Annotated in this window: 19 protein-coding genes; 7 read left to right on the forward strand and 12 right to left on the reverse strand. The window is 26.9% G+C overall.

Annotation, left to right across the window (positions count from 1 at the left end):
- Positions 1 to 24: 24 nt before the first annotated feature.
- Positions 25 to 1659: an aspartate 4-decarboxylase gene (gene aspD, locus EJJ37_RS11230; protein WP_133015676.1), complete on the reverse strand. Its 1635-nt coding sequence runs from the start codon at positions 1657 to 1659 to the stop codon at positions 25 to 27.
- 456 nt (positions 1660 to 2115) lie between these two features.
- Here aspD and EJJ37_RS11235 point away from each other — a divergent pair, with 456 nt between their 5' ends.
- Positions 2116 to 3630, forward strand: a complete 1515-nt coding sequence (locus tag EJJ37_RS11235; protein WP_133015677.1) for a bifunctional metallophosphatase/5'-nucleotidase — start codon at positions 2116 to 2118, stop codon at positions 3628 to 3630.
- Positions 3631 to 3677: 47 nt separating this feature from the next.
- Here EJJ37_RS11235 and EJJ37_RS11240 read toward each other — a convergent pair whose 3' ends face one another.
- The 4 genes from EJJ37_RS11240 to EJJ37_RS11255 form a co-directional block, all read right to left on the reverse strand.
- On the reverse strand, positions 3678 to 5756 hold the full coding sequence (locus tag EJJ37_RS11240; protein WP_133015678.1) for a beta-galactosidase: 2079 nt from the start codon (positions 5754 to 5756) through the stop codon (positions 3678 to 3680).
- A 266-nt stretch (positions 5757 to 6022) separates the two neighbouring features.
- The gene (locus EJJ37_RS11245; RefSeq protein ID WP_133015679.1) at positions 6023 to 7564 is read right to left on the reverse strand and encodes an ABC transporter substrate-binding protein; all 1542 of its coding nucleotides are present in this window, start codon (positions 7562 to 7564) and stop codon (positions 6023 to 6025) included.
- Positions 7565 to 7634: 70 nt separating this feature from the next.
- On the reverse strand, positions 7635 to 8531 hold the full coding sequence (locus EJJ37_RS11250; RefSeq protein WP_133015680.1) for a carbohydrate ABC transporter permease: 897 nt from the start codon (positions 8529 to 8531) through the stop codon (positions 7635 to 7637).
- A 10-nt stretch (positions 8532 to 8541) separates the two neighbouring features.
- Positions 8542 to 9537 (reverse strand): ABC transporter permease subunit, encoded by a 996-nt coding sequence (locus tag EJJ37_RS11255; protein WP_133015681.1) that lies wholly within the window; start codon positions 9535 to 9537, stop codon positions 8542 to 8544.
- A gap of 233 nt (positions 9538 to 9770) precedes the next feature.
- On the opposite strand from EJJ37_RS11255, the gene EJJ37_RS11260 reads away from it, so the two are divergent.
- The 3 genes from EJJ37_RS11260 (at position 9771) to EJJ37_RS11270 (ending at position 13827) form a co-directional block, all read left to right on the forward strand.
- The gene (locus EJJ37_RS11260) at positions 9771 to 11309 is read left to right on the forward strand and encodes a response regulator transcription factor (RefSeq protein WP_133015682.1); all 1539 of its coding nucleotides are present in this window, start codon (positions 9771 to 9773) and stop codon (positions 11307 to 11309) included.
- Between the two features lie 62 nt (positions 11310 to 11371).
- A complete protein-coding gene (locus EJJ37_RS11265; RefSeq protein WP_166484745.1) occupies positions 11372 to 13108 on the forward strand; it encodes a sensor histidine kinase in 1737 nt (578 codons plus the stop codon).
- A gap of 17 nt (positions 13109 to 13125) precedes the next feature.
- Positions 13126 to 13827 carry a DUF624 domain-containing protein gene (locus EJJ37_RS11270; RefSeq protein WP_133015684.1) on the forward strand — a complete coding sequence of 234 codons (702 nt, stop codon included), beginning with the start codon at positions 13126 to 13128 and terminating at the stop codon, positions 13825 to 13827.
- Positions 13828 to 13882: 55 nt separating this feature from the next.
- On the opposite strand, the gene EJJ37_RS11275 is transcribed toward EJJ37_RS11270, so the two are convergent.
- The 4 genes from EJJ37_RS11275 to EJJ37_RS11290 are packed head-to-tail and all read right to left on the reverse strand — an operon-like array spanning position 13883 to position 17638.
- Positions 13883 to 14605 carry a glycerophosphodiester phosphodiesterase gene (locus EJJ37_RS11275; RefSeq protein ID WP_133015685.1) on the reverse strand — a complete coding sequence of 241 codons (723 nt, stop codon included), beginning with the start codon at positions 14603 to 14605 and terminating at the stop codon, positions 13883 to 13885.
- Positions 14606 to 14629: 24 nt separating this feature from the next.
- Positions 14630 to 14899 (reverse strand): HAD hydrolase family protein, encoded by a 270-nt coding sequence (locus EJJ37_RS11280; RefSeq protein ID WP_133015686.1) that lies wholly within the window; start codon positions 14897 to 14899, stop codon positions 14630 to 14632.
- A 5-nt stretch (positions 14900 to 14904) separates the two neighbouring features.
- Complete coding sequence (locus EJJ37_RS11285) at positions 14905 to 16878, reverse strand: ABC transporter permease (RefSeq protein ID WP_133015687.1); 1974 nt, start codon at positions 16876 to 16878, stop codon at positions 14905 to 14907.
- Positions 16868 to 17638: an ABC transporter ATP-binding protein gene (locus tag EJJ37_RS11290; RefSeq protein ID WP_133015688.1), complete on the reverse strand. Its 771-nt coding sequence runs from the start codon at positions 17636 to 17638 to the stop codon at positions 16868 to 16870. The genes EJJ37_RS11285 and EJJ37_RS11290 overlap by 11 nt, the downstream gene beginning before the upstream one ends.
- A 180-nt stretch (positions 17639 to 17818) precedes the next feature.
- Here EJJ37_RS11290 and EJJ37_RS11295 point away from each other — a divergent pair, with 180 nt between their 5' ends.
- Positions 17819 to 18223 carry a DUF2871 domain-containing protein gene (locus EJJ37_RS11295; RefSeq protein WP_133015689.1) on the forward strand — a complete coding sequence of 135 codons (405 nt, stop codon included), beginning with the start codon at positions 17819 to 17821 and terminating at the stop codon, positions 18221 to 18223.
- Positions 18224 to 18287: 64 nt separating this feature from the next.
- Here EJJ37_RS11295 and EJJ37_RS11300 read toward each other — a convergent pair whose 3' ends face one another.
- Genes EJJ37_RS11300 through EJJ37_RS11310 form a run of 3 tightly spaced genes read right to left on the reverse strand, consistent with a single transcriptional unit; the run spans position 18288 to position 20842 of the window.
- On the reverse strand, positions 18288 to 19298 hold the full coding sequence (locus EJJ37_RS11300) for a sensor histidine kinase (protein ID WP_133015690.1): 1011 nt from the start codon (positions 19296 to 19298) through the stop codon (positions 18288 to 18290).
- On the reverse strand, positions 19295 to 19966 hold the full coding sequence (locus EJJ37_RS11305; protein ID WP_133015691.1) for a response regulator transcription factor: 672 nt from the start codon (positions 19964 to 19966) through the stop codon (positions 19295 to 19297). The genes EJJ37_RS11300 and EJJ37_RS11305 overlap by 4 nt, the downstream gene beginning before the upstream one ends.
- A 27-nt stretch (positions 19967 to 19993) precedes the next feature.
- On the reverse strand, positions 19994 to 20842 hold the full coding sequence (locus tag EJJ37_RS11310; RefSeq protein ID WP_133015692.1) for an AraC family transcriptional regulator: 849 nt from the start codon (positions 20840 to 20842) through the stop codon (positions 19994 to 19996).
- Between the two features lie 151 nt (positions 20843 to 20993).
- On the opposite strand from EJJ37_RS11310, the gene EJJ37_RS11315 reads away from it, so the two are divergent.
- Together EJJ37_RS11315 and EJJ37_RS11320 are read left to right on the forward strand one after the other, a co-directional pair.
- Complete coding sequence (locus EJJ37_RS11315) at positions 20994 to 22736, forward strand: ABC transporter ATP-binding protein (protein WP_133015693.1); 1743 nt, start codon at positions 20994 to 20996, stop codon at positions 22734 to 22736.
- Positions 22737 to 24518 (forward strand): ABC transporter ATP-binding protein, encoded by a 1782-nt coding sequence (locus EJJ37_RS11320; protein ID WP_133015694.1) that lies wholly within the window; start codon positions 22737 to 22739, stop codon positions 24516 to 24518.
- Positions 24519 to 24858 lie beyond the last annotated feature (340 nt).

Genomic DNA, 24858 nt, shown 5'->3' on the forward strand with positions numbered 1-24858 from the left:
CTCATTAAACAGTATACCAATAAATTACCATCTAAATTCCTTCCATTCCTTTGCATATTCATCAAAAAGTTCATTTATACCTTTTCCTATTGTTATATATTGATCATCTGTTAAATTGGCTAAGGATACTCTAATTGACCAGGTAGGCCCTTTGAATCCATCTCCATTTAACAAAACTATTCCATATTTTTCTGCTAATTCAAATAAAAACTCAATTGCGCTACGCTCTCTCTTTAAATATTCAACAAATTCTTCTCCATATTTAAATTTTGCCCAAACTAATAAATCATATTTATTATAATAATTTGTGCTATATATATCATTCTTCATTGGTAATCCAATTAAATTTTCATCTAATAATTCTTTTCGTCTTTTACAGATATTTTTAGTTTGTTCTTTATATTTATCTTCTTTATCTAACAATGAAAATATTGAGAAAATAGCCATTTGTACTTGTTGTGGAGTTGATAAACCTGCTGTATGGTTTAATGCTACTTGCCTACTATCAGCAACCATTCTATCAATAAAAGGAATTTTTTCTGGTTCTGTACTCATAGTTGAATATCTTTCATCAACTATATCCTTATCTTCTTCATTTAATTCAGCTATTAACTTATCAAAAACATTATCTTCTGCTAAAGCTATAACTCCTAATCTCCAGCCTGTTACTCCAAAATATTTAGAATAAGAATATACACCAATTGTGTTGTATGGCATGGTAACCATTAATGATTTAAATTTATCACAAAATGTTCCATAAACATCATCTGTAACAATCATTAGGTTGGGGTTATTCTTCTCTACGATTTTTTTTATATACTCCATAGATTCTTCATTTATTGCTACTGAAGGTGGATTACTTGGATTAACAATACAGGCTAATTTTATATCCTTATCCCCTAGCTTATCTAACTCTTCCTTAGGATATTGCCATGTATGTCTACCTTCTTCATTAAATTCTGATGCATATATATTTACAACTTCAAAGTTATATCTTGGCAATTCAGGAATATCTAAATATGGTGTAAATATAGGTACTAATAATGCTATCTTATCTCCTGGGCAAAGTAACCTATTAGCCTCTAGTGAATCAAATATATAGCACATTGCAGCAGTTCCACCTTCTACTGCAAAAATCTGATGCTTATCACTATTAGGGCTTCCTCCCATTTCGTTAATTAAATAATCTCTTACTACAATTTCAATATGTGTAAGCATTCTATCTGGCAATGGATAATTATCTCCTATGATTCCATCTACAAGCTCAAAGACCCAATTATCCTTATCAAAATTATGTATATCTATTCCATACTCTATTATGTTATTAAGCAATTCTATTCCAGGTGCATCTTTATGCTTGTCATAATAAAGCTTAAATCTATTATAAATTCCAGTATTATGAGGCATTCCTGCTAAGTCCCCATCACACCATGTTCTTTGAGTCTCCTCTACTGCAAATTGACCTAATGTAAAAAATGCTTGCCTTGGAGTTGCAGCTGTCCAATTAGGATTTCCTCTTCCTGCATTTAACAATACATTAGTACCTTTTCTTTCAGATTTTAATGCAAGCTCAATCAATTTATCTTTTAATTCAAAAGGACTTAAACTCTTAACTTCTTCAATTAGTTTTTTTCTTTTTATTTCTCTAATAGTACTCATGTTAAATCCCCCTTTAACTAAAATTTTATTCGCAATATTCTTCTATTATTGCTATTTTGCTCTTTATATATTTAAAATATTCTCATAACTGAAAAGAGAGATTTGCACCTAAGCACAAATCTCTCATTAAATTATTTTATTTATTTTTATTTGTTATAACTATTGAAACTAATGAAGCTACTATAAGTATTATTAATAATACTCCTACTATTTTAGCAAAAAGTTCATAATTAATTATATTTCTCTCCCCCAGACTATAACTTTTTATTTTACTTAATTTCCCTTTTATTATATTATCTTACTTTTAATAAATAGCGTCAAGTTCCATCCATCTCATAATTTAGTTAATATGAGAATTTCACACAATAAGGTTAAAGCTATGTTATAATCTACTTATTCATAGCTAAAAATAATATAAAGTTATTATTAAAATTTTAGAAATTCAGAGAGGTATATATGAAAAACTTAAAAATTTATTTTACATCTGATATGCATGGATACTTATATCCAACAAACTACATAGATAAAGAACCTAAAAATATTGGTTTAATAAATATGATTAATGATTTCAAAAAAGACGGTAATACATTAATTATCGATGCTGGTGATACTATTCAAGGTTCACCTCTTACTTATTATTTAAGTGGCAAGAAATTTAATATACATCCTATTGCAGATATTATGAATGCTGCTGGATATGACTTTGTAACTCTAGGAAATCATGATTTTAATTATGGCCTATTATATTTAAGAAAATATCTTCGTACATTAAATGCTAAGTGCTTATGTGCAAATGTTGTTGATAAAACTGGAGAATTACCTATTTTACCTTATTCTATAAAGACTTTAGAAAATGGTTTGAAAGTTGGAATTATAGGAATAACAACAGATTTTATAAACCACTGGGAAAGAACTGAAAATATAGCTAACATAAGCATTACTGATACTTTTGAAGCTGTAAAATATTATTTTGATGAAGTAAAAGCAGCATCAGATATCGTCATTGGACTTTATCATGGCGGGTTTGAGTATGACTTAAACTCACATAAGCAACTTATGTTTACAAGTGAAAATATAGCTTATAAATTATGTTTAGAATTTGATTTTGACCTCTTACTTACTGGTCATCAACATATGCCATTAGCAGATACTATAATTAATGGTACTCATGTTGTTCAAACACCTCAAAGAGCTACAAGCTATGTACAAATAGAATTGAATTTAAATGATGATGGTAGTAAAACTATTACCTCATCTCTTCAAAAGGTTAAATTAAATTTTGAAAATGAAATATATAATAAATATTTACCTTTAGAAAATGATGTTCAACAATGGTTAGATACTCCTATAGGATTTTTAGATGAAAATTTATATCCATCTTCTCATTTAGATATGGCTCTAAATGGTTCAGCTTTAGCTAACTTTATAAATGCAGTTCAACTTGATGAAAGTGGTGCTGATATCTCATGTACTTGTTTCTCTAATGAAATAAAAGGATTTGATAAAAATGTTACTGTAAGAGATGTAGTATCTACTTATATGTTTCCAAATACACTAGTAATAGTCGAAATTAATAGGACTCAATTAAAAACAGTATTAGAAAGATGTGCTAGCTATTTTAACAATAATAATGGAAATATATCAATTTCTGATGCATTTTTAAAACCTAAAATACAACATTATAATTATGACTATTTCGCAAATATAGATTATACTTTTGACTTAAACAGACCTGTTGGTGATAGAGTTGTATCTATAAAGTTTAAAGGTAAAGAATTAGATGATACTTCTAAACTTTCTCTTGTTATGAATAATTATAGATCAACAGGAGTTGGTGGATATGATGTGTATAAAGAATGTCCACGTTTAAGAGAAATATTAGTAGAAATGCCTGAAGTTATTATTGACTATTTTATAAAGCATAAAAATGTTAAAGTAGATAAAACTAAGTATATTAATATTATTTATTAAATGTTTTAAGGTCAACCTATATAATAGATTGACCTTAATCTTTGTAATTATCTTTTTAATACTCTTACTTCATATTTATTTAATGTTAATTCTTTATTTACTTCTTTATTAGTAAGCATATCTACATAATTATTATCATCTAAAATAACATTCTTACTTTCCTCACTAAAATTCATAACAAATACATAATCATTTTCTCCATCAGTTCTCATTTGAGCTGTAACTCCTAAAGGTAATTCTGTATTTATTACAGATTTAATTTCTAAATCATTAATTATTTTTGTAAAGAACTCAGTATCAAAATCATTGTTAGTTCTTGCTGCTACATAATACGCCTTACCTTTTCCATAATTATTAACTGTTAATGCAGGCATTCCAGCATAAAAGTCATTTTTATAAGTTGCTAATACTTCTGCAGTTTCAGCATGAATTACATCACAATAATCTCTTAACTTATAAGTTCCTTTAAAACCTAATTTATTATCATCTTTAAATTCTAAATAATTTACGTCTGAATCATATAATGTGTCAATTTCTTCAGCCCAAATCCCAGTAACTTCTCTTAATGGACCTGGGAAACCACCTAAGAAGCATAAATCATTTTCATCTACTAATCCACTGAAATAAGTTGTAACTAAAGTACCTCCATTTTTAACAAACTCAGTTATTCTTTCTGCTACTCCTGGTCTAACCATATATAGCATTGGAGCTACTAATAATTTATACTTAGAAAAATCACAATCCATATTTACTACATCTACAGAAATACCTTTTCTCCAAAACACCTTATAATAGTCTTCAACAGTTTCAAAATATTCTTTATTATCATTTTTAAGAGCTTGACAATCATCTATTGCCCATCTATTTTCCCAATCATATATAATTGCCACTTCTGGTTCTACGCTAGTTCCAATTAAATCACTTAATTTCTCTAATGTTTCTCCAACCTGCGTAACTTCTCTAAATACTCTAGTGTTTTCATGACCACAATGATCTACTACTGCTCCATGGAATTTTTCAGATGCTCCTCTTCCCTTTCTCCATTGGAAATATTGCACTGAATCTGCTCCATGAGCTACTCCTTGAAGTGAAGATAATAAGTGCATTCCTGGTCTCTTCGTTTTATTAACTTTATGCCAATTAACTAAACTTGGAGTACTCTCCATTATTAAAAACGGTTGTCCTCCTTTTAATGTTCTATATACATCATGAACAAAGCTTACATTTGCTGCTGTATCATATGTTTTTTCAAAATCATTATGCCATGCTGGATAGTCATCCCATGATACAACATCAACTTCCTTAGCAAACTTCCAATAATCTAGTCCATTAAATAAAGTCATTCTTGGATAATCCCCCATAAAATTGGTTGTAACTGGTATATTAGGAGTTATTTCTCTAATTGGTGCTATTTCATTTTTATAGAAATCTATAGTTTGATGTGTAACAAATCTTTTCCAATCAAGGTTATGACCATGAACAAATTCTTCTCCATGATGTGCAGGACTCTCTATTTGTGACCAACTAGTAAATTTATGACTCCAAAATCCAGTCCACCATGCTTTATTTAACTTTTCCAAATCATTTTCATACTTAACTTTTAACCATTCTCTAAATGCTTCTTGACAAAGCTCGCAATGACAATCTCCACCATACTCATTAGATACATGCCACATTATAAGAGCTGGATGATCTTTATATCTTTCTGCTAGTATTCTATTAATCTCTGAAGTCTTTTGCCTATATATTGGCGAAGTAAAGCAATGATTATGCCTTTGTCCATGAAGTATTCTCTTTCTATCTGACCAAACACGTAAAACTTCTGGATACTTTTCTGACATCCAAGCTGGCCTTGCCCCACTTGGTGTAGATAATATTACATGAACTCCAGCTTCAGCCATATCATCCATAACCTTATCAAGCCATTCAAATGTATAAACCCCTTCTTCTGGTTCTATAGCACTCCATCCAAAAATATTTATAGAAACACAATTACAATGTGCTAATTTTAATAATCTTACATCTTCTTTCAATACTTCAGGATAATCTAACCATTGATCTGGATTGTAATCTCCCCCATGTAGAAATCCTTTAACTTTTTCATTAACTGGTTTAAACTTTTTCATGCTCTTTTCCTCCATATACCAAATAATCTACTTATATTTATTACTTAAAAATACTTTTCTATATATATGCTGTACTATTTAAAATAGCAGGTGACTCTAATTTTATTAAATTCAAATCACCCGCTTAATACACTATTTATAGTGATAGAGAAAACTTATTATATTTTTTATTAACTAAATCAAAGATTTAGAATCTCAAATGAAACATACTACTCACTTTCATTCGTAGATGTAAGTTCGATTAACTAAATCAAAGATTTAGAATCTTACTTATATGATTCAACAAATTCCTTTGCTTGTTTTTGGCACTCTTCTAAAATCTTATCAAAACCTGCTTGTGTTAATTTTTCCCTGTATTCTTTAACACCAGCCTCCACATCATCAACCATTCCTAAGTCTAGTGGTACCCCATATTGAGTTATTACATTACCAACAGCTGCCATTTCATTTTTTACATTAGAATCATCAAATGAAAATGCTGCTAAAGGATTTGAAACTGTATACTCTTCGCTCCACTTGTTAATAGTTTCTTGAACTATTTCTGGCTCTGTAGAAGAAATACGAGCAAATTTAGTACTATACCATCCCCAAGGACAAACTTCACCTGCTGGGAACGCTTCACTAGCAGCTAAAGATGTATATTCACCTTCTCCAGAATTTTCCCAGTGAGTTCCTTCGATACCATACCAAGTTAAGTTATTAATTTCTTCATCATATCTTAATAATTCAATTGCCATTAAAGCTCTTTCAGGATTCTTAGAATTAGCATTTATTGCAATACCATTGTTTGTATAAGGTTGAACAACTCTATTAATTCCTTCGCTTAAATCAAGTAATGTTGCTTTCCATTCCGGATTAGATTCATTCATTTCAACAATTCTGTTAGCTACAGTGCTAAGATTCCAAGTCATTATTGCAGTTTTTCCTGCTACGAAATCTTCATCTCTAGTAGCTTGACTTGAAATTGAATCAGCTGCCCAATATCCCTTATCAGCAAATTCCTTCATCTTAGTTACATATTCCATATATTCAGGAGTATCAACAAAAGCAAATACTTCACCTGATGTATCATTTACATCATATCCAATTGATGGTGTTGGAGCTCCACTAATAGTTGAAAATCCATATCTTTCAATCATATATGGCCATTGTAAGTTTTGACCTCCACCATTTGCAATAACCTTTATACCACTATCTTTTTCGCCTTCTGCAACTGCAGCCATAAATGCTTCAAGCTCATCATAACTACTAATTGTTTCAAAACCATATTTACTAGCTAAATCTCCTCTATAAGCAAATATATTTGTTCCATATTCATTTCTATCATTTGGTACCATATAAATTTTGCCATCTACTTTTGCTTGATCCCAAGCATCGGCAGGCTCATTTGCATAGATTTCTGGAGCATATTCTTGTAATAATTCATCTGTTAACTCTAAAAATCCATTTTTAGTTGCAACTTGGCTATAGTAACCCCAACCTGAAGCTGTGAATATTAAATCAAAATCTTCTCCTGATTGGAATAAAAGTTGATACTTTGTAGTCATATCTGACCATGGAATAAAGTTAACTTCTAATGTAGCATTTATTTTTTCCTTCATCTTTTCATTAACTTTTTCATAAACTGCATCAAAATCTTTTGGTTTATCTCCAATTAAGTACATTTTTAACTTTACTTCTTTTAACTCTGAACTGCTTGATACAACATTTTCGCTACTTTCTTTTGAACCACAGCCTACCATAAATGTACTTAGCATAAGTAAGCTTAATCCTATAGTAGCTAATTTTTTTATTGATCTTCTTATCATCTTAAAATCCCCCTCATAACCTATATATAAATTCTTTTGTTGTTTATCTTTATTGTGTTTTTATTAATGCTTATCCTTTAACTGCTCCTATAGTTACACCACTTACAAAGTATTTTTGAATAAATGGATAAACTAATATAATTGGCCCAGTTACTATAATTGTTAATGCCATCTTTAAAGATTCGCTTGGCATACTTATTGCAGAACCTAATGAAGTTCCACCACCAGCCTGTGCCAGTATTGTTTTATATGCCTCGATATTGTTTACAATTTTATATAAATAATATTGCAAAGAATATAAGTTTTCATTATTTATAAATAACATTGAGTTGTACCAATCATTCCAATATCCTAATGCAATGAACATTCCAATTGTTGCTAATGCTGGTTTTACTAGTGGTAATATTATCTTGATAAATATTGTAAAATCTCCAGCTCCATCTATCTTAGCTGATTCTGTTAAAGCCTGTGGAATTCCACTCATATAGCTTTTCATAATAATTATGTTAAAAACACTTAATAATGGAGGTAATAGTAAAGATAAATAACTATCTTTTAAACCTAGGTATTTTACCATTAGAATATACCATGGAACTAATCCACCACTAAATAATGTTGTAAAGTAAAAGAAAAACGATACTTTATTTCTCCACTTAAAATCTTTTCTCTGTAACACATATGCTGTCATTGCAACTATGAATAAACCTATTGCTGTACCAATTACAGTTAAACTTGCAGTAACTCCATAAGCTCTAAGTATTGCCATTGGTTCTTTTAAAGCAGTTTTATAAGCTTCTAATGACAATTCCTTAGGGAAGAAAGAGAAACCATTTGCTATGATTTCTTTTTCATCAGTGAAGGATCCTATTATAACCATTAAAAATGGTATTAAACATATTAATGCTACTAGTCCAATTAATGTATAACTCAAAATATTAAATGCTTTTATATCTTTTGACTTCTTCATATTTTACCTCCTAGAATAATGAGTAATCTGGATCATATTTTTTAACTAAGAAATTAGTAAATACTATTGTTATTAAGCAGAATACTGATTGATATAGTCCAGCAGCTGCAGACATTCCAACTTCCCCTGATTGAAGAAGTGATCTAACTGTAAATGTATCTATAACATCTGTCACATTAAATAATGGTCCATTATTACCTACAAGTTGATAGAACATTTGGAAATCTCCTCTGAAAATATTTCCTATAGCCAATAATGTAAGTATTATTAAAGTTGGTATTAAACTTGGAATTGTTACTTTAAAAATTCTTTGAAATATATTTGCACCATCTATTTGAGCTGCTTCATATATTTCTGTATCAATTCCCATTATGGCTGCTAAGTATAATACTGTACCATATCCAACATTTTTCCATGCTGAAAAGAATATTAATATAAAAGGCCATACCCAGCTTGTTCCATAGAAGTTAATTTTCTCTCCCCCTAATTTTGCTATTAAAGTATTAATTGTACCATGCTCAACATTCAAAAAATTATAAGCAATCATACCAACAACAACCCATGAAATAAAGTAAGGTAAAAACATTGCTGTTTGTGTGACTTTTTTAAAGAACTTTCCTCCAATTTCTGAAATTAATATTGCTAATCCCATTTGAAGAATTGTATTTATAACTATAAATGCTACGTTATAAAGTATGGTATTTCTTGTTACAGTCCACGCTTGTCCAGAAAGAAAGAAATATTCAAAATTATCAAATCCTACCCATGGACTTCCAAAGATACCATCTCTAAAATTATAATTCTTAAATGCAACAATGGAACCTGTCATAGGTAAATAACTAAATAGTAAGAAATAAGCCACCGCTGGCATAAGCATTAGTAATAATATCCTATTTCTTTTAAATTGCCTTATAAAAGAAGATTCTTTATAAAAAGTTTCTGTATCCTTTTTGTTTTTAGAAAAAAATCCATTTTTAAATTTTTTACTTTCTAACCCTTTTTCCATTTATATCACCTCTCGTTATCGTTTTCACTCTCTGATTAAATAATAACATCTGGTAATATTTAATTTACTGGTAAAATAATTAGATACTAGTAAAATATTATTATTTTTATGATTTTTAAAATTATAATTATTTTTATAATAATTTTAAAAATTGTTATTTTATATTTTTATTGGAATTTTTAACATAATAGTGTTATAATCTTAACATATTTGGGGTATGGAGGGAAAGTTGAATGGTTAAAATCTTAATTGTAGATGATGAAAGCTATACACGTGAAGGTATATTAGACACAATATCTTGGGAAGATTTATCTATTACTGAGGTAAAAGAAGCCTTCGATGGTATAAATGCATTAGAAATATTAGAGAATTATGAGCCTGATATCATATTAACAGATGTTAGAATGCCTCGTTTAAATGGTATAGAGCTATCTTTTAAAGCTAGAGAACTTTATCCAAGTTGTTCTATTATATTTATGAGTGGTTATTCAGATAAAGAATATTTAAAGTCTGCAATACACCTAAAAGCTATTAGTTATGTAGAGAAACCTATAGATTTATATGAATTAGAAGATTCTCTTAAAACTGCAGTTGCAGAAGTTCAAAAATCTAAAATATTATATAAAAATATAAAAAATAATATAGTTTTAGATTTAATTAATTCAAAAACTACTGATGAAATAGATGTACTTTTATCTTCTCACTATAATTTAGATACTTATGTAGTGTTAAAAGATAGGTTTTCTGTAATCGTTTTTTTAAATCTAATAAACACCTTTGATTTAGATGAAAATTTATTTATATCTGAACTTGAAAAAATAATTAACATTTATAATATAAAACCTCTAATTTCATTTATTAATAAAAAACAAATTATATTAAATCTTTTTTTACCTAAAAACGATAATTCATTTACTAATAGTAATGAGTTTAGTTCACTACTATATTCTATTAATGATTATATAAATAAGTTTACTCCTTTATATATTTGCATAGGAAATGTTTTTAATAATATTTATAATATAAAATCATCTTACAAAAACCTATGCAAAGTTGTTAATTCAACATTTTTTTATAACTATAATTCCATAATTTATTTTGATAAATTTATTGAGTCAACTTATATACTTGATGATACTATTTACGATAAGTTTGAAAATTCCTTATCAACTGAAGATAAAGATGGCCTAATTTCTTTAATAAATAATTTAACATGTGAAATTAAAGGATTTCCTAATACTTCAATAAGCTATGTTAAAGATATTTATTATAAGCTTTTATTAAAGTTAATTAACTTTTCTAAGGATAGAAAAATAGATTTGTCTAACTCTTTAGATAGTAATAGTTTCTTTGAAGATATACTTCAATTTAATAATATTTTTGATATAAATTATTATTTATTAGATAAAATTAATGACCTTTTTAAGATATTAGATGAACGTAATAAAAATGATAAACCCATTTTAAACATATTAAAATTTATTCATGAAAATTATTCTAATGTTAATCTTTCCTTAGAGGAAATTAGTAAAAATATATTTTTAACTCCTGCACATATATGTGTTATTTTTAAAGACCATACTAATACAACTGTAAATAAATATATTACTGAATATAGATTAGATAAGGCAAAAAAACTATTAAAAGATCCATCTATAAAAATGAATGAAATAGCTTCTAGAGTTGGTTACAGAGATGGAAACTATTTTGCTAAAACATTTAAAAAGGAAACTGGCTATAGCCCTTCCGAATATAGGCGTAAATTCGTATAATGAAAAAATTTTTGAGCAAAATTACTTTCTTTAAAAATTTAAATTTAATACAGAAATTCCTATTGACATATTGTATATTGATATTAGTTCCACTTACTACTTTATTTGGCTATACATATACTAAAATGTCTCAAATTATAGAAAGTAATATACTTGATTCAACAAAACAAGCCTTTGATCAATCTATTGATTTTTTAACATATAAAATTTACAGAATATTTGATATATCTAATAGCTTGGCTATTGATGAAAACATAACTAATATACTAAGAAATGATCCAGATTCTTATTTACTATCAAAGCAAATAGGAGATCTTGCTTATTTAAGATTATTCCTTTCTGCATATGAAAATGATAGTGATGTATCTAATATAAGCTTATATGTAAATAATAATTTTATTTATTCAAATGAGAATAAACATATTTTTAGTATGGATTCTCTAAATAATTCAAAAGCAATTAATATAATTAACGCAACTAATTCTAGATTTGTATGGGGAACATCTAACTACTTTAATAATTATAATAAATCTTTAGATTATATATCTTTATTTAAAACAGTGAAAAATCCTGATAATTTTGCAGAAGATATTGGATATTTAAAACTTAATTTTAATAAAACTTTAATTGAAGATATAATAACTAAAATTAACTCTCTTCCTAATACTATTAGCTATATTATTAATTCTGAAGGTATTATAATCTGTTCATCTGAAAATACAGATGATATTAAATTTATTACTGATTTAGATAAAATACAAAGTTATTCTACTACTAATAACTTTATTACCACATCACATAACTCAAAAAAACTTTATATCAAAAGTTCTTCAATAAATAAAACTGATTGGTATCTAGTTACAATATTACCTGAGTCAAGCGTTATTGCTAAAATAAATTCACAGCGAATTTACTTATTTTTAATTCTTATAGTTTGTGGTGGTACTTCTATTGCCCTAGCTTTTTACTTTGTTAATTCAATTAATAAGAGATTGTCTAAAGTTATATCTGGAATGCGCTGTGTACAATCTGGTAATTTAAACCACTATATAGAAAATGATAGCAATGATGAACTTGGAGAGTTAATCGATAGTTATAATTATATGATTGGTAAGATGTCTATTTTAATAGAAGAGCAATATAAACTTGGTAAAAGTGTAAAAAATGCTGAACTTAAGGCATTGCAATCTCAAATAAATCCACACTTTTTATATAATACATTAGATATGATAAATTGGATGTCATATAAAAAAATGAACAAAGAAATAAGTGTTGCTGTTAATACATTAGCTAAATTTTATAAGCTTTCTTTAAATAAGGGAAAAGACTTAGTTTCTATTAAAGATGAATTACAACACTCTAATTTATATGTAAATATTCAAAATATGCGCTATAATAATAGGATTTCTTTGAGAATTAATGTAGATGAACAAATATATAATTATTTAATTCCAAAAATAACACTACAACCAATCTTAGAAAATGCTATTAATCATGGAATCCTTGGCAAAGGTGAAGGAAATGGTCTTATTTCTATATTAGGTTACTCTACTAATTCTAATATAGTTTTAATAATAGCTGATGATGGAATAGGTATAAAAGAGGACAAGCTCAATTTACTACTTTCAAATAATTTATCATCTGCAAAAGGAAGTGGTTATGGTTTAAAAAATATAAATAAAAGAATTAAACTTTTATATGGAGAAAATTATGGCCTTTCCTTTGAAAGTAATTATGGTTATGGTACAAAAGTTAAAATAACAATTCCAAAAATAGAAAAAACAGATAAAACTTTTTAAAATGTGAGGTATTAACTATGGGAAAACAACGAGAATTTTATGATAAACCACTATTTTCATTATTAAATCATATTAGCTGGCTTTTATTAGGGGGACTTTATTTTATACTTCTTAATATTCCACTTATTTTCTTTTACACAGTAACATCAGTAGATATAAATCAATTTAGTATAATTTTACTCTTTATTTGTCTAGTTCCATTTGGACTAGCACTTGGAGCTCTATACTCTACTATGGGTGAAATAATTAGAGAGAAGGATATTTCATTCTCTTCATACTTTTTTAAAGCATATAAAAATAATTTTAAATCAAACCTAAAATTATGGTTTTTAGAGTTAATACTATTAACTATTTTCTTTGTTGATTATCAATATTTTTATTTAAATATGCCCACTAAAGGTCTTCATATTATCTTTTTAATATTAGGTATTTTTGTGCTTATATTAGGGTTATATGCATTTCCTATTAACTGTAGATTTAATGTTAAATTAAAAGATCTAATAATATTATCTTTTTATTACTCCATAAAAAGATTCCATATAACATTATTAAAAATAGTTATAACTCTATTAGCATTTTTCATAGTTTCTAAGATTCATGCAATATTAGTTTTATTTATACCAAGCATATTATGTTACGTACTAACTATATATGATATGCCAATTTTTTCTGAACTAGAGCAAAGATTTTTATCTCAAAATAAAGCAACAGCTAATTAACAAAAATAATGCTATGACAGAATATAACTTCTTTCATAGCATTACTTTTTTATATCTATTTTTCATTTATAATTTCATTTAATAAATCTGGATAGTCAGTAAACATTCCATTAACATCTGCTGCAATTAATTTTCTCATATAAATTGGACTATTGACTGTATAAATATTTACTTTAATATTGTTTTTATTAGCCTCTTCTATAAGCTCTTCTGAAACTAATCTTAAGTCAGGATGTATTGCATTTGCTCCAAACTCTTTAGCATATTGTACTACATTTTCTATAGGTTTAGAATATAACAAGCCTGTCTCAAATTCACCATCTATTTCTCTACAAATTCTTATAGATTCATGATTAAAACTTGATAATATTATTTGCTTCTTTAATCCATATCTATTAACTAACTCAATTACATCCCTTTCTATTCCTTCATAATGTATCTTATCTGTCTTTAACTCTATATTTAATATAACATTAGTCTCTTTTACAAGCTCTAATACTTCTGCCAAAGTAGGTATTCTACACTCTATGTTATTTTCAAAATTTTTATTTCTACATTTAAAGCTTCTAAGCTCTTCTAATGTCATATCTTTAACTAAGCCTCTTCCTTTAAAAGTACGCTGAATATCCTCATCGTGTATAACTACTAGTTTATTATCTTTAGTTTTATGAACATCAATTTCAAGTCCATTTGCTCCTGTTTCTATTCCTTCTTTTAAAGATAATATGGTATTTTCCGGATAATAATTACTAGCTCCTCTATGAGCAAAATTTATCATAATATTCTCTCCTCTTTATATTTGCTATATTATTTTTAATGCCTTTAAAGCATTATATCCCCCTCTTTGATTAATATCATCAGTTACTAAACTAGCCTTCTCTTTTAATTCCTTACAAGCATTCCCCATTGCTACACCCAAATCAACCTCTTCAAACATTTCTAAATCGTTAAACCCATCTCCAAAAGCAAAATACTTAATATTTTCCTCCTTACTTATACTTCTAATATATCTAATTGCACTACCTTTACTACATTCACCATTAAATATATCATACCCATCATTAATATCTATTAATTTTACTTTATCATTTTCTTTGCACTATTATATGTTGCGATAAAATATCCACCATAAACAACTATAAGTATTAATAAGGTGATCAATATATATTTCATCATGCTTCCATTACCTACTATAGACACTACTCCTTGTGAAAACTTTAATCCCACCATAGAGTGAATCATTGCAAGTGCTAAAGGAATCATAAAATATATTCCTATTTGAGTAAATAATGATTTATTTATTACCTTCTCATCTACTCCAACCTTCTTAAGTAATTCATATCTATAAACATTATCTGCAGACTCACATAACTGTTGAAGTGCTAAAACTGCTGCTGATGTTATTAAAAAAATAACCCCCATATAAATTGCTAAATATGAAACCATTGCTCCAAGTCCAGCAGTAGTAGATTCTACTTCCATTTTACTAATATAATAAAGTGAACTATTCTCTCTAATGCTATTTGCTTCTACCATTTCTGTAACTTTTTCTTCTGATAATTCCTTATCACCTTTATAATTTACATTTAAATAAGTGCTAATAGAAGTTAATCCATTAACTAAATTATCATTCACTACAAATGTACAAATATTATTTTTCATAGTTGAATCATAAGAAATTATATTAAAAACTTGCTTATCTGCTGGAATTAACCTTTTGCCATTAATATTAATCTCCATTTTATTATCTATAGCTTCTTGTATTGATTTTTGTACATCACTTATATCTCCAAAAACTAAATATTCATTTTCTCCTAAAGATACCTCTTCTTTTCCTAATAAATTTAATAAACTATTGAAATCCGATAAGCTAATTAAAGTAATGTTTGCATCTGTGAATATCGGATAATAACTACTTCCTTTTTCCATACCTTCTTTAGTTAAAAACTTACTATAAGGTACTTCACTATCATAATTTGTATATTCTGCATAATTAGATATACTCTCTAAATTATCTCTTCCTAATAAATTCTCAATATTATCACCATTTAAATTCCATATAGTTCCGTCAAATTGAGTTAAATCTTCAATATCCTTATTAATACCTCTACTAATTCCTAATCCACTAGATAACGTACATATTGCGACAAATAACATTAGACAAATAAATGTCATTGATATAAATGTAGTATTAATCTTGCTGTTAATTTGTCTTAAAACAAACATATTTAAATCTTTCAAATAGAATTTTTTATTGCTTTGAATAGTCTTCAATAAAAATCCTGACAATGAAAAGAAAAATAAAAATGTTCCTATAGCTCCTAATAATACAGGTATTCCTATAGTTCCTGGACTTATTACTGCCACTCCATTTTTTAATACTATATAATAAGCTGAACCTATCATTGTAACACTAATTATAAATACTACTACAGATACCCAAATATTTTTAACTCTTAATTTTTCATTTTTCCTTGCTGAAGTTAATAAATCTATTAACTTCACTCTTCTTATAATAGAAGAATTAAAAATTAAAACTACTATATAAATTAATCCGAAACATACTATTGTCTTTATAAATGCTATTTTAGAAAATACAAAAGTAAAATTAACTAAATTAACTCTAAATAATTGAGCTGTAAATATTGATAATCCTTGAGAAAGTAAAACTCCTAATCCTATTCCTATAGCTAATGAAATAAAACCAATTAATATGGTTTCTACAAATATTAACCTAGAAAGTTGTTTATTTTCCATACCTAAAGTCATATAAATTCCAAATTCTTTTTTTCTTCTTTTAATTAAGTAATTATTTGCATATACTATTAAAAATCCTAGAACAAATGAAATAAATACTGAATCAACTGCCATAACTATATCTGTCAACTGAAAAGCTGCAGCCTGCATATCATTTAAATCCATAATTACTCGTTGTGACTCAATTGAATTAAAAGTATAAAATATACAAATCCCAAATACTAATGTTAAAAAATAAATTGTATAATCTTTTAAACTCTTTTTTAGATTTCTTGTAGCTAGTTTAAAATACATCTCTTTGGTCACCTCCAAGAAGGGTAACAACTTCAATTATCTTATTAAAGAACTCTTTTCTACTATCATTGCCTCTAATTAATTCATTGAAAATCTTACCATCTTTAATAAATAAAATTCTACTAGCATAACTTGCTGTAAATGCATCGTGAGTTACCATCATAATAGTTGCCTTTAACTCTGTATTTAAATGATCTAAGCTTTCAAGAAGCATTTTTGCTGATTTTGAATCTAAAGCTCCAGTTGGTTCATCTGCTAGAATTAATGATGGCTTAGTTATTATTGCTCTTGCACAAGCCACTCTTTGTTTTTGCCCCCCTGATACCTCATAAGGATATTTATTTAATATTTCTATAATACCTAGTTTACTGGATATCTCTTTAACTCGCATTTCAATCTCTTTATGATTAACTCTTGAAATAGTTAAAGCTAATGCTATATTTTCATAACATGTTAATGTATCTAAAAGATTAAAATCCTGAAATATAAATCCAAGCTCTTCTCTTCTGAATTTTGCTATTTTTTTAGAGTTTAACTTTGTAATATCATTATTATTTATAAGAATATGTCCACTACTAACCTTATCTATTGTTGATATACAATTTAGTAACGTAGTTTTACCACTACCTGAAGCTCCCATTACTCCAACAAACTCTCCCTCTTCTACAGTAAAACTAATATTATTAATTGCTTTTGTTATATTGCTTTTGTTACCATAGTATTTTTCTATATTATCTACTTTTAAAACTTCATTTCTCATATTAACCTCCAAAATAGTTTTATAACTTATATTTTTAAGCTCTCTCTTGCCATATTTCAATTTTACAATCACTATTCTCTACTATCCATAGAACTATATAACATAAACCTTACATTTTTGTTATATATATAATATAATAGTTATTAATAAATAATTATTATCTATAATGAGGTGACTTATATGAAAAGACTATTTAATTTATCATTCTTTTATTTAATTCTAGGACTAGCATTAGGTGTATTTTTTAGGGAATTTACTAAACTTAATGATTTTAGTGGTGCTACAACATTAAATGTTGCACATACACATACTTTAGTGTTAGGATTTATATTCTTCTTAGTTATAGTTATTTTAGAGAAAGTATTTACTATTTCAAATATTAAATACTTTAATATTTGGCTTATAACTTATAATATTGGCTTATTATCTTTAATTTCTACTTTAGTAGCTCGTGGAATATTAGAGATATTAAATAAAGACTTTGCAGGACTTCCTCATATTGCAGGAACTTCTCATGCCATTTTAGGTTTATCACTTATTTGGTTGATGATAATATTAAAAAAATCAATATTTACTAATAAATAGTTGAAAAAAATAACCCATAACAAAGATAAAATGTTATGGGTTATTTTTTATATAAAATTACTTATTAAAACTTCAACATATCATTTATAGGAAATAATATAGAAACTTCCGTTCCTTCATTTTCTCTTGATCTAATGCTTATTCCTAATCCTAATTTATCACAAAGCTTTTTACATAAATATAACCCCATGCCAGTAGATTTTCCAAACCTTCTACCATTTTCACCTGTATACCCTTTTGCAAAAGCTTTAATTACACACTTTTCATCCATTCCAATTCCATTATCACATATTTTCAAAAGTACATCTTTTCCTATATTTTCTCCGTATATACTTAAAACACTTTCTTTTTTATTCATATATTTAATACTATTACTTACAATTTGACCTAAAATAAATTCAATCCATTTACTATCACAATAAACTAACTTATCTACATCCTTAATATCAATCTTAATTTTCTTTTCTATTAAAATATTAGCATTTCTTCTAATTACAGAATTAATAGAATCTTTTAAATTAATTTCTTTAATTAAATAATCTTTTTCTACTGCATTACTTCTTGCATAAAATAGAACCTGTTCTATATAATTCTCTACTTTTGATACTTCATCACCAATACTTTCAGTAATTTCATTTTCATTATTTTCTATAATTAATTTACAAGTTGCTATAGGAGTTTTTATTTCATGAACCCATAGTTCTAAATATTCTTTATAATCAGTACTATTTCTTACAGCTTCACTTATATCATCCTTCATTGATTTTGTTGCTTGCTCTATAACTTCAAATAAAATTTTACCTTCAAAAAAATCACCTTCACTAGCAACATCACCAATAAAATACTTCTTATCTAATTCATCTAATTTTTTTAATAAACTATTGTAATATTTCCTTTTTCTTAAATAATCATAAATAAAAAAAGATATACTAGCTAAAAAATTTAAAATGCATATTAAAATAATTGCATAGGAAGATACATTTAATCCAAACAATAAATAAGATGTAATAATTAAAACAATTATATTAATTATTATAAATATAACTTTTTCCTTAAAATAATCTAAAAAGCTCATATTAAAATATACCCTTGACCCCTCTTGGTTTGAAGATAATCTGACGCACCTATTTCCTCTAATTTTTTTCTTAATCTATTTATATTAACGGTTAACGTATTATCATCTACAAACTCATCATTTTGCCATAAAGATTTCATTAGCTCATTTCTAGATACAATTTTTTCTTTATTTCTAATTAATGTGTAAAGAATCCTACTTTCATTCTTAGTTAATTCTATTTTGTTATTATTAAATTCCATTTCACTAGTAGACATATTATATTTAAGTCCATTAAATTCAAAAACCTTTAAATCTATATTTTGATATGTTCTTCTAAGTAATGATGAAATTCTTGCTAATAAAATCTGAGTATTATAAGGCTTAGTAACAAAATCATCTGCCCCTAAGTTCATACTCATAAGCTCATCTATCTCACTATTTCTACTTGTAACTACTATTATTGGAACATTAGATTTCTTTCTTATTTCTCTACATATATAATAACCATCATAATAAGGTAAATTAATATCTAACAAAATAATATGTGGATCTGATTTTAATGCAATTTCAACTATATTTTCAAAATCATTTGAATAGCTAGTTTCATATCCATATCTATTTAAAAATTCACTTAATTCTATTCTTATTTTTTCTTCATCTTCTATAATAAAAACTTTATTATTCATTTTAATTAACCTCTCTATCACTACGAATTATCGGAATGATGATGGCGATACTCCATAATATTTTTTAAAAAGTTTACTAAAGTGATATGCATCATTATACCCAACTCTTTTAGCTATAACTTTAATTGGCAATGAATTATCTTTTAATAGTTCTTCAGCTTTTGCCAATCTTATTTTTATTAAATAATTTATTGGTGAATCACCTATTTCTTCTTTAAATATCTTTGAAATATAAACAGGACTTAAATACATATTCTTAGATATCTTGTCCAAAGAAATATCATTCATATAATTATCATTCATATAATTTATTATTGACTTAACTATATTTTGTTTCTCATTTGACTCTAAAGAACAACTATATATATTCTCTTCTACTTTCTCATCATCATCTTCAAGTTCCCTACAAATTATTATTAACAATTTCATTACTAAAGATTTAAGTACTAATGGATAACCCATTCTTTTCATCTTTTCTTCTTTAATAATTTCATCACAGCATTTTAAAAATTCATTTCCATGTTTTTTAAATTTTAATACAGGACCTACTCCCTTGTTGTCTATATAATTTTCTCTTATTTCACTTAATTTAAAATTATTAATTCCTATATGTAATTGAGTATACTTCGATCTTTCATTTGGTGTTTCCATATGATACAATCCTGGATTAGATAATAATAAATCTCCCTTATTAAGTATATACTCATTTCCATCAATATAATATTCAACCTTTCCAGATGTCACAATAGATAACTCTAAAAAATCATGACAGTGATATTTAAAATCATAACTTTTTTTAGTTGCATCAACTACTCCTTGAAATGCAAATAATAAATCTGGATTATAATTTTCTGTACATAAACCATATTCAAACATAATTTTCTCCTTATACCATATAACTCCACTTTATTATAACTTTATATAATAATATACATCAATAGTTTAAGATATCACATTTCATTTTTGTTCAACAAATAATAATCTATATAAGGAAATTATATTAATTATTTATTCGGAGGTAGCTGAAATGGAAAGCTTAAAATGGATAATTGGATATTTAAAAAAACATATTATAAAATACAGTATTTCTTTAATACTAGTATTAGTAACTTCATTACTAAGTATGATAAATCCATTCCTTGCTGGCGATATCGTAGACAAGGTATTGAATGGAAATCAAAAAAACATATTAATTCCAATTCTTATTGCTATGCTTGTTGTAGTTATAATAAAAGGGTTAATAACCTATTTATATCAACTTATTTTCGAACAGGTTTCTCAAGATATTCTTCTTAAAATTAGAGAAGATTTATATGCAAAGTTATTAAAATTAGATTTCGATTATTATAATAATACAAAAACTGGTGATATCATGGCTAGAATGACAGGTGATACTGATTCCCTTCGTCACTTTATAGCTTGGGTAGTTTATAATATTCTATCAAATGTCAGTGTATTTATATTTGCAATTATATCAATGGCATATGTTAATTTACCATTAACACTATTTATGATATCAATCTGCCCTATAATTGCTATACTTACTGTAAAAATGGGAATAAAAATTTCTCCAACTTTTTATAACATAAGAGAAGCTTATTCTAGATTAAATTCTGTTACTCAAGAAAATATTAGTGGTAATAGAGTTGTTAAGGCATTTAGCCGTGAAGATTTTGAAATAAAGAAATTTGATAATGAAAATTTAAATTATAAAAACAGAAACTTAGATACTACAAATATTATAGGAAAATACATGCCTATACTTGAATTTTTATCAAGCTTTTTATCTATAATAATGATACTTGTTGGCGGAATATTAGTAATTAATAAATCTATGACTTTAGGTGATTTAGTAGTATTCAATGGATTAATTTGGGCATTAAATAATCCTATGAGAATGGCTGGATATTTAATAAATGATACTGAAAGATTTATTGCTTCTTCTATTAAAATAAGGGAACTTTTAAATACAGAATCATCTATTAAAGATCCTGAAGCTCCAATAAAACCCGAAAGAATCCGTGGTGATATATTATTTGATAATGTTTCTTTCAGTTATGGTGATACTACTGCATTAAAGAATATTTCCTTTGAAGCTAAAAGAGGACAAACTATTGGAATTATAGGACCTACTGGTTCTGGAAAATCTAGCTTAGTTAACTTAATCTGCAGATTCTACGATGCTACTGAAGGAGAAATTTATATAGATAATATTCCAATTAAAGATTTAAACATAAAACATCTTAGATCTTCTATTGGTATGGCAATGCAAGATATATTCTTATTTTCAGACACAATCGAAGGAAACATTGCTTACGGTTGCCCTTCTGTATCATTAAAGCAAATTAAAGATATAGCTAAACTTTCAGAAGCCCATAACTTTATATCTGAAATGCCTGAAGGCTATGACACTATTGTTGGTGAACGAGGTGTAGGTTTATCTGGTGGACAAAGACAAAGAATTTCTTTAGCTAGAGCACTTATTACTAATCCTTCAATATTAATTTTAGATGATACAACATCTGCAGTTGATATGGAAACTGAATTTAAAATTCAACAAGAAGTAAATTTAAATAATCCAAATAGAACTAACTTTATAATAGCTCATAGAATATCTTCTGTTAAATCAGCTGATTTAATTTTAGTTCTTGAAAATGGACGAATCATTGAAAGTGGTACTCATGATTCATTAGTTAAAAATAAAGGTTATTATTATGAAGTTTATAAAACTCAATTTGGAGACTTTAATGTATCTAAGGAGGCGATTTAAATGGCTAGAAATAAATATGATGTAGATGAAGAATTACAAGAAGGGTTTAACATTTCTCACCTTAAAAGACTTATAAGATATATGAAACCCTACAAAAATAAAGTTATACTTTCTGTAACTTTAATGATAATCTCAAGCTTTGTTTCTTTGCTTGGACCATATTTAATAAAAATTGCATTAGATGATATTATTCCATCAGGAAACTTAGTAAATTTAACAATATTGTCAGTTATTTATGCTCTATCTCTTATATTGGTTAGTGCTTTTATGAAACAACGTATAATAACAATGGGGAAAGTTGGACAAGATATTTTAGTTGATATGAGAAAAGATTTGTTTGTTAATCTTCAAACGTTACCCTTTAGTTACTACGATAGTAGACCTCATGGAAAAATATTAGTTAGAGTTGTGAACTATATAAACTCACTAAGTGATTTGTTATCTAATGGTTTTGTTAATTTGATAGCTGATACTGTTACTTTAATAATTACCGTAATATTTATGTTTGTTTTAGATTATAGATTAGCCCTTGTTAGCTTATTGGGTTTACCTTTGCTTATGACAGTTATAATGTCTATAAAAAAAGCTCAAAGAAGAGCCCATCAAAAGCTTAGTTCAAAACAATCAAATATGAATGCATATGTTCATGAAAGTATAAATGGAATAAAAGTAACTCAATCCTTTTCTAGAGAAGAAGAAAATATGCGTATCTATAAAGATGTTTGTAAACAATATAGTGATGCATGGATGGATTCTGTTAAATTAAACTTTTTAGTATGGCCATCTATTGATATTATTTCCGTTGCATCTGTTGCTCTAATTTACCTTTTTGGCATTTTAATATTTGACTCTTCTATTAAAGTAGGAGTATTGGTTGCTTTTATAGGATATGTTTGGAGATTCTGGGCTCCTATAACTAACATCGGTAACTTCTATAATACTATAATTAATGCTATGGCCTATCTTGAAAGAATATTTGAAACAATGGATGAAAAACCTTTAATTCATGATAAGGTAGGTGCTACTATACTTCCCCCTATAGAAGGTCACGTAGAGTTTAAAGATGTAACATTTATGTATGAAGAAGATAATCCTATATTAAAAAATATAAATATTAATATACAAAGTGGAGAATCCATCGCTTTAGTTGGTCCTACTGGCGCTGGTAAAAGTACTATCGTAAGCTTAATAAGTAGATTCTATGACATAAATGAAGGACAAATTTTAATTGATGGTATTGATATACGTGACGTAACTCTAAAATCACTTAGAGAACAAATGGGAATAATGCTTCAGGATTCATTTATATTCTCTGGAACAATAATGGATAACATACGTTATGGTAATCTTGAAGCTACTGATGAGGAAGTAATTGCTGCTGCTAAAGTTGTTAGAGCTCATGATTTTATAATGGAGTTTGAAAATGGCTATTATACAGAAGTAAATGAAAGAGGCAGTCGTCTATCTGTTGGACAAAGACAACTTATATCCTTTGCTAGAGCCTTACTTGCAGATCCTAAAATACTAATTTTAGATGAAGCTACTTCTAGTATAGATACCCAAACTGAACTTCTTCTTCAAAAAGGTCTAGATGAACTTCTTAAGGGAAGAACTTCATTTATAATTGCACATAGATTATCAACTATTAAGAACTCTTCTAGAATTATGTATATAGATAATGGTAGTATTGTTGAATGCGGAACTCACGATGAATTAATGTCACTAAAAGGTCACTACTATAACCTTTACCAATCACAATACGCCCTACTAAATGCAGTATAACTAAATTGTTCGTTATAGCTTAAGTGCCGTGATGACGAAAATTAATGATATTACCTCCAGGAATTAGTGTAATTTGCGTTAAGAATTTATATTGTTTTTTACAGAAAAAGAGCTAAAGCTTCGAAAGTCACTTTGTTCCCTCAGCTTCTTAACGCTCTTTTTCTTCCAAAAACAATTAAATTCTAAAACTTAATTACAATATTCCTTCCGGTAATATCATTAATTTTTCTCTATCACTAGCTTTTAAGCTAAAGGATACTATTTCCTGCGTAACCACCTTAAGAGTTAACGACTTCTGCTATATTTTATATAATAAATTGTTAACTTCTAAGATATATAT

The sequence above is a fragment of the Clostridium cuniculi genome (assembly GCF_004353185.1).
GTDB classification, from domain to species: domain Bacteria; phylum Bacillota; class Clostridia; order Clostridiales; family Clostridiaceae; genus Clostridium; species Clostridium cuniculi.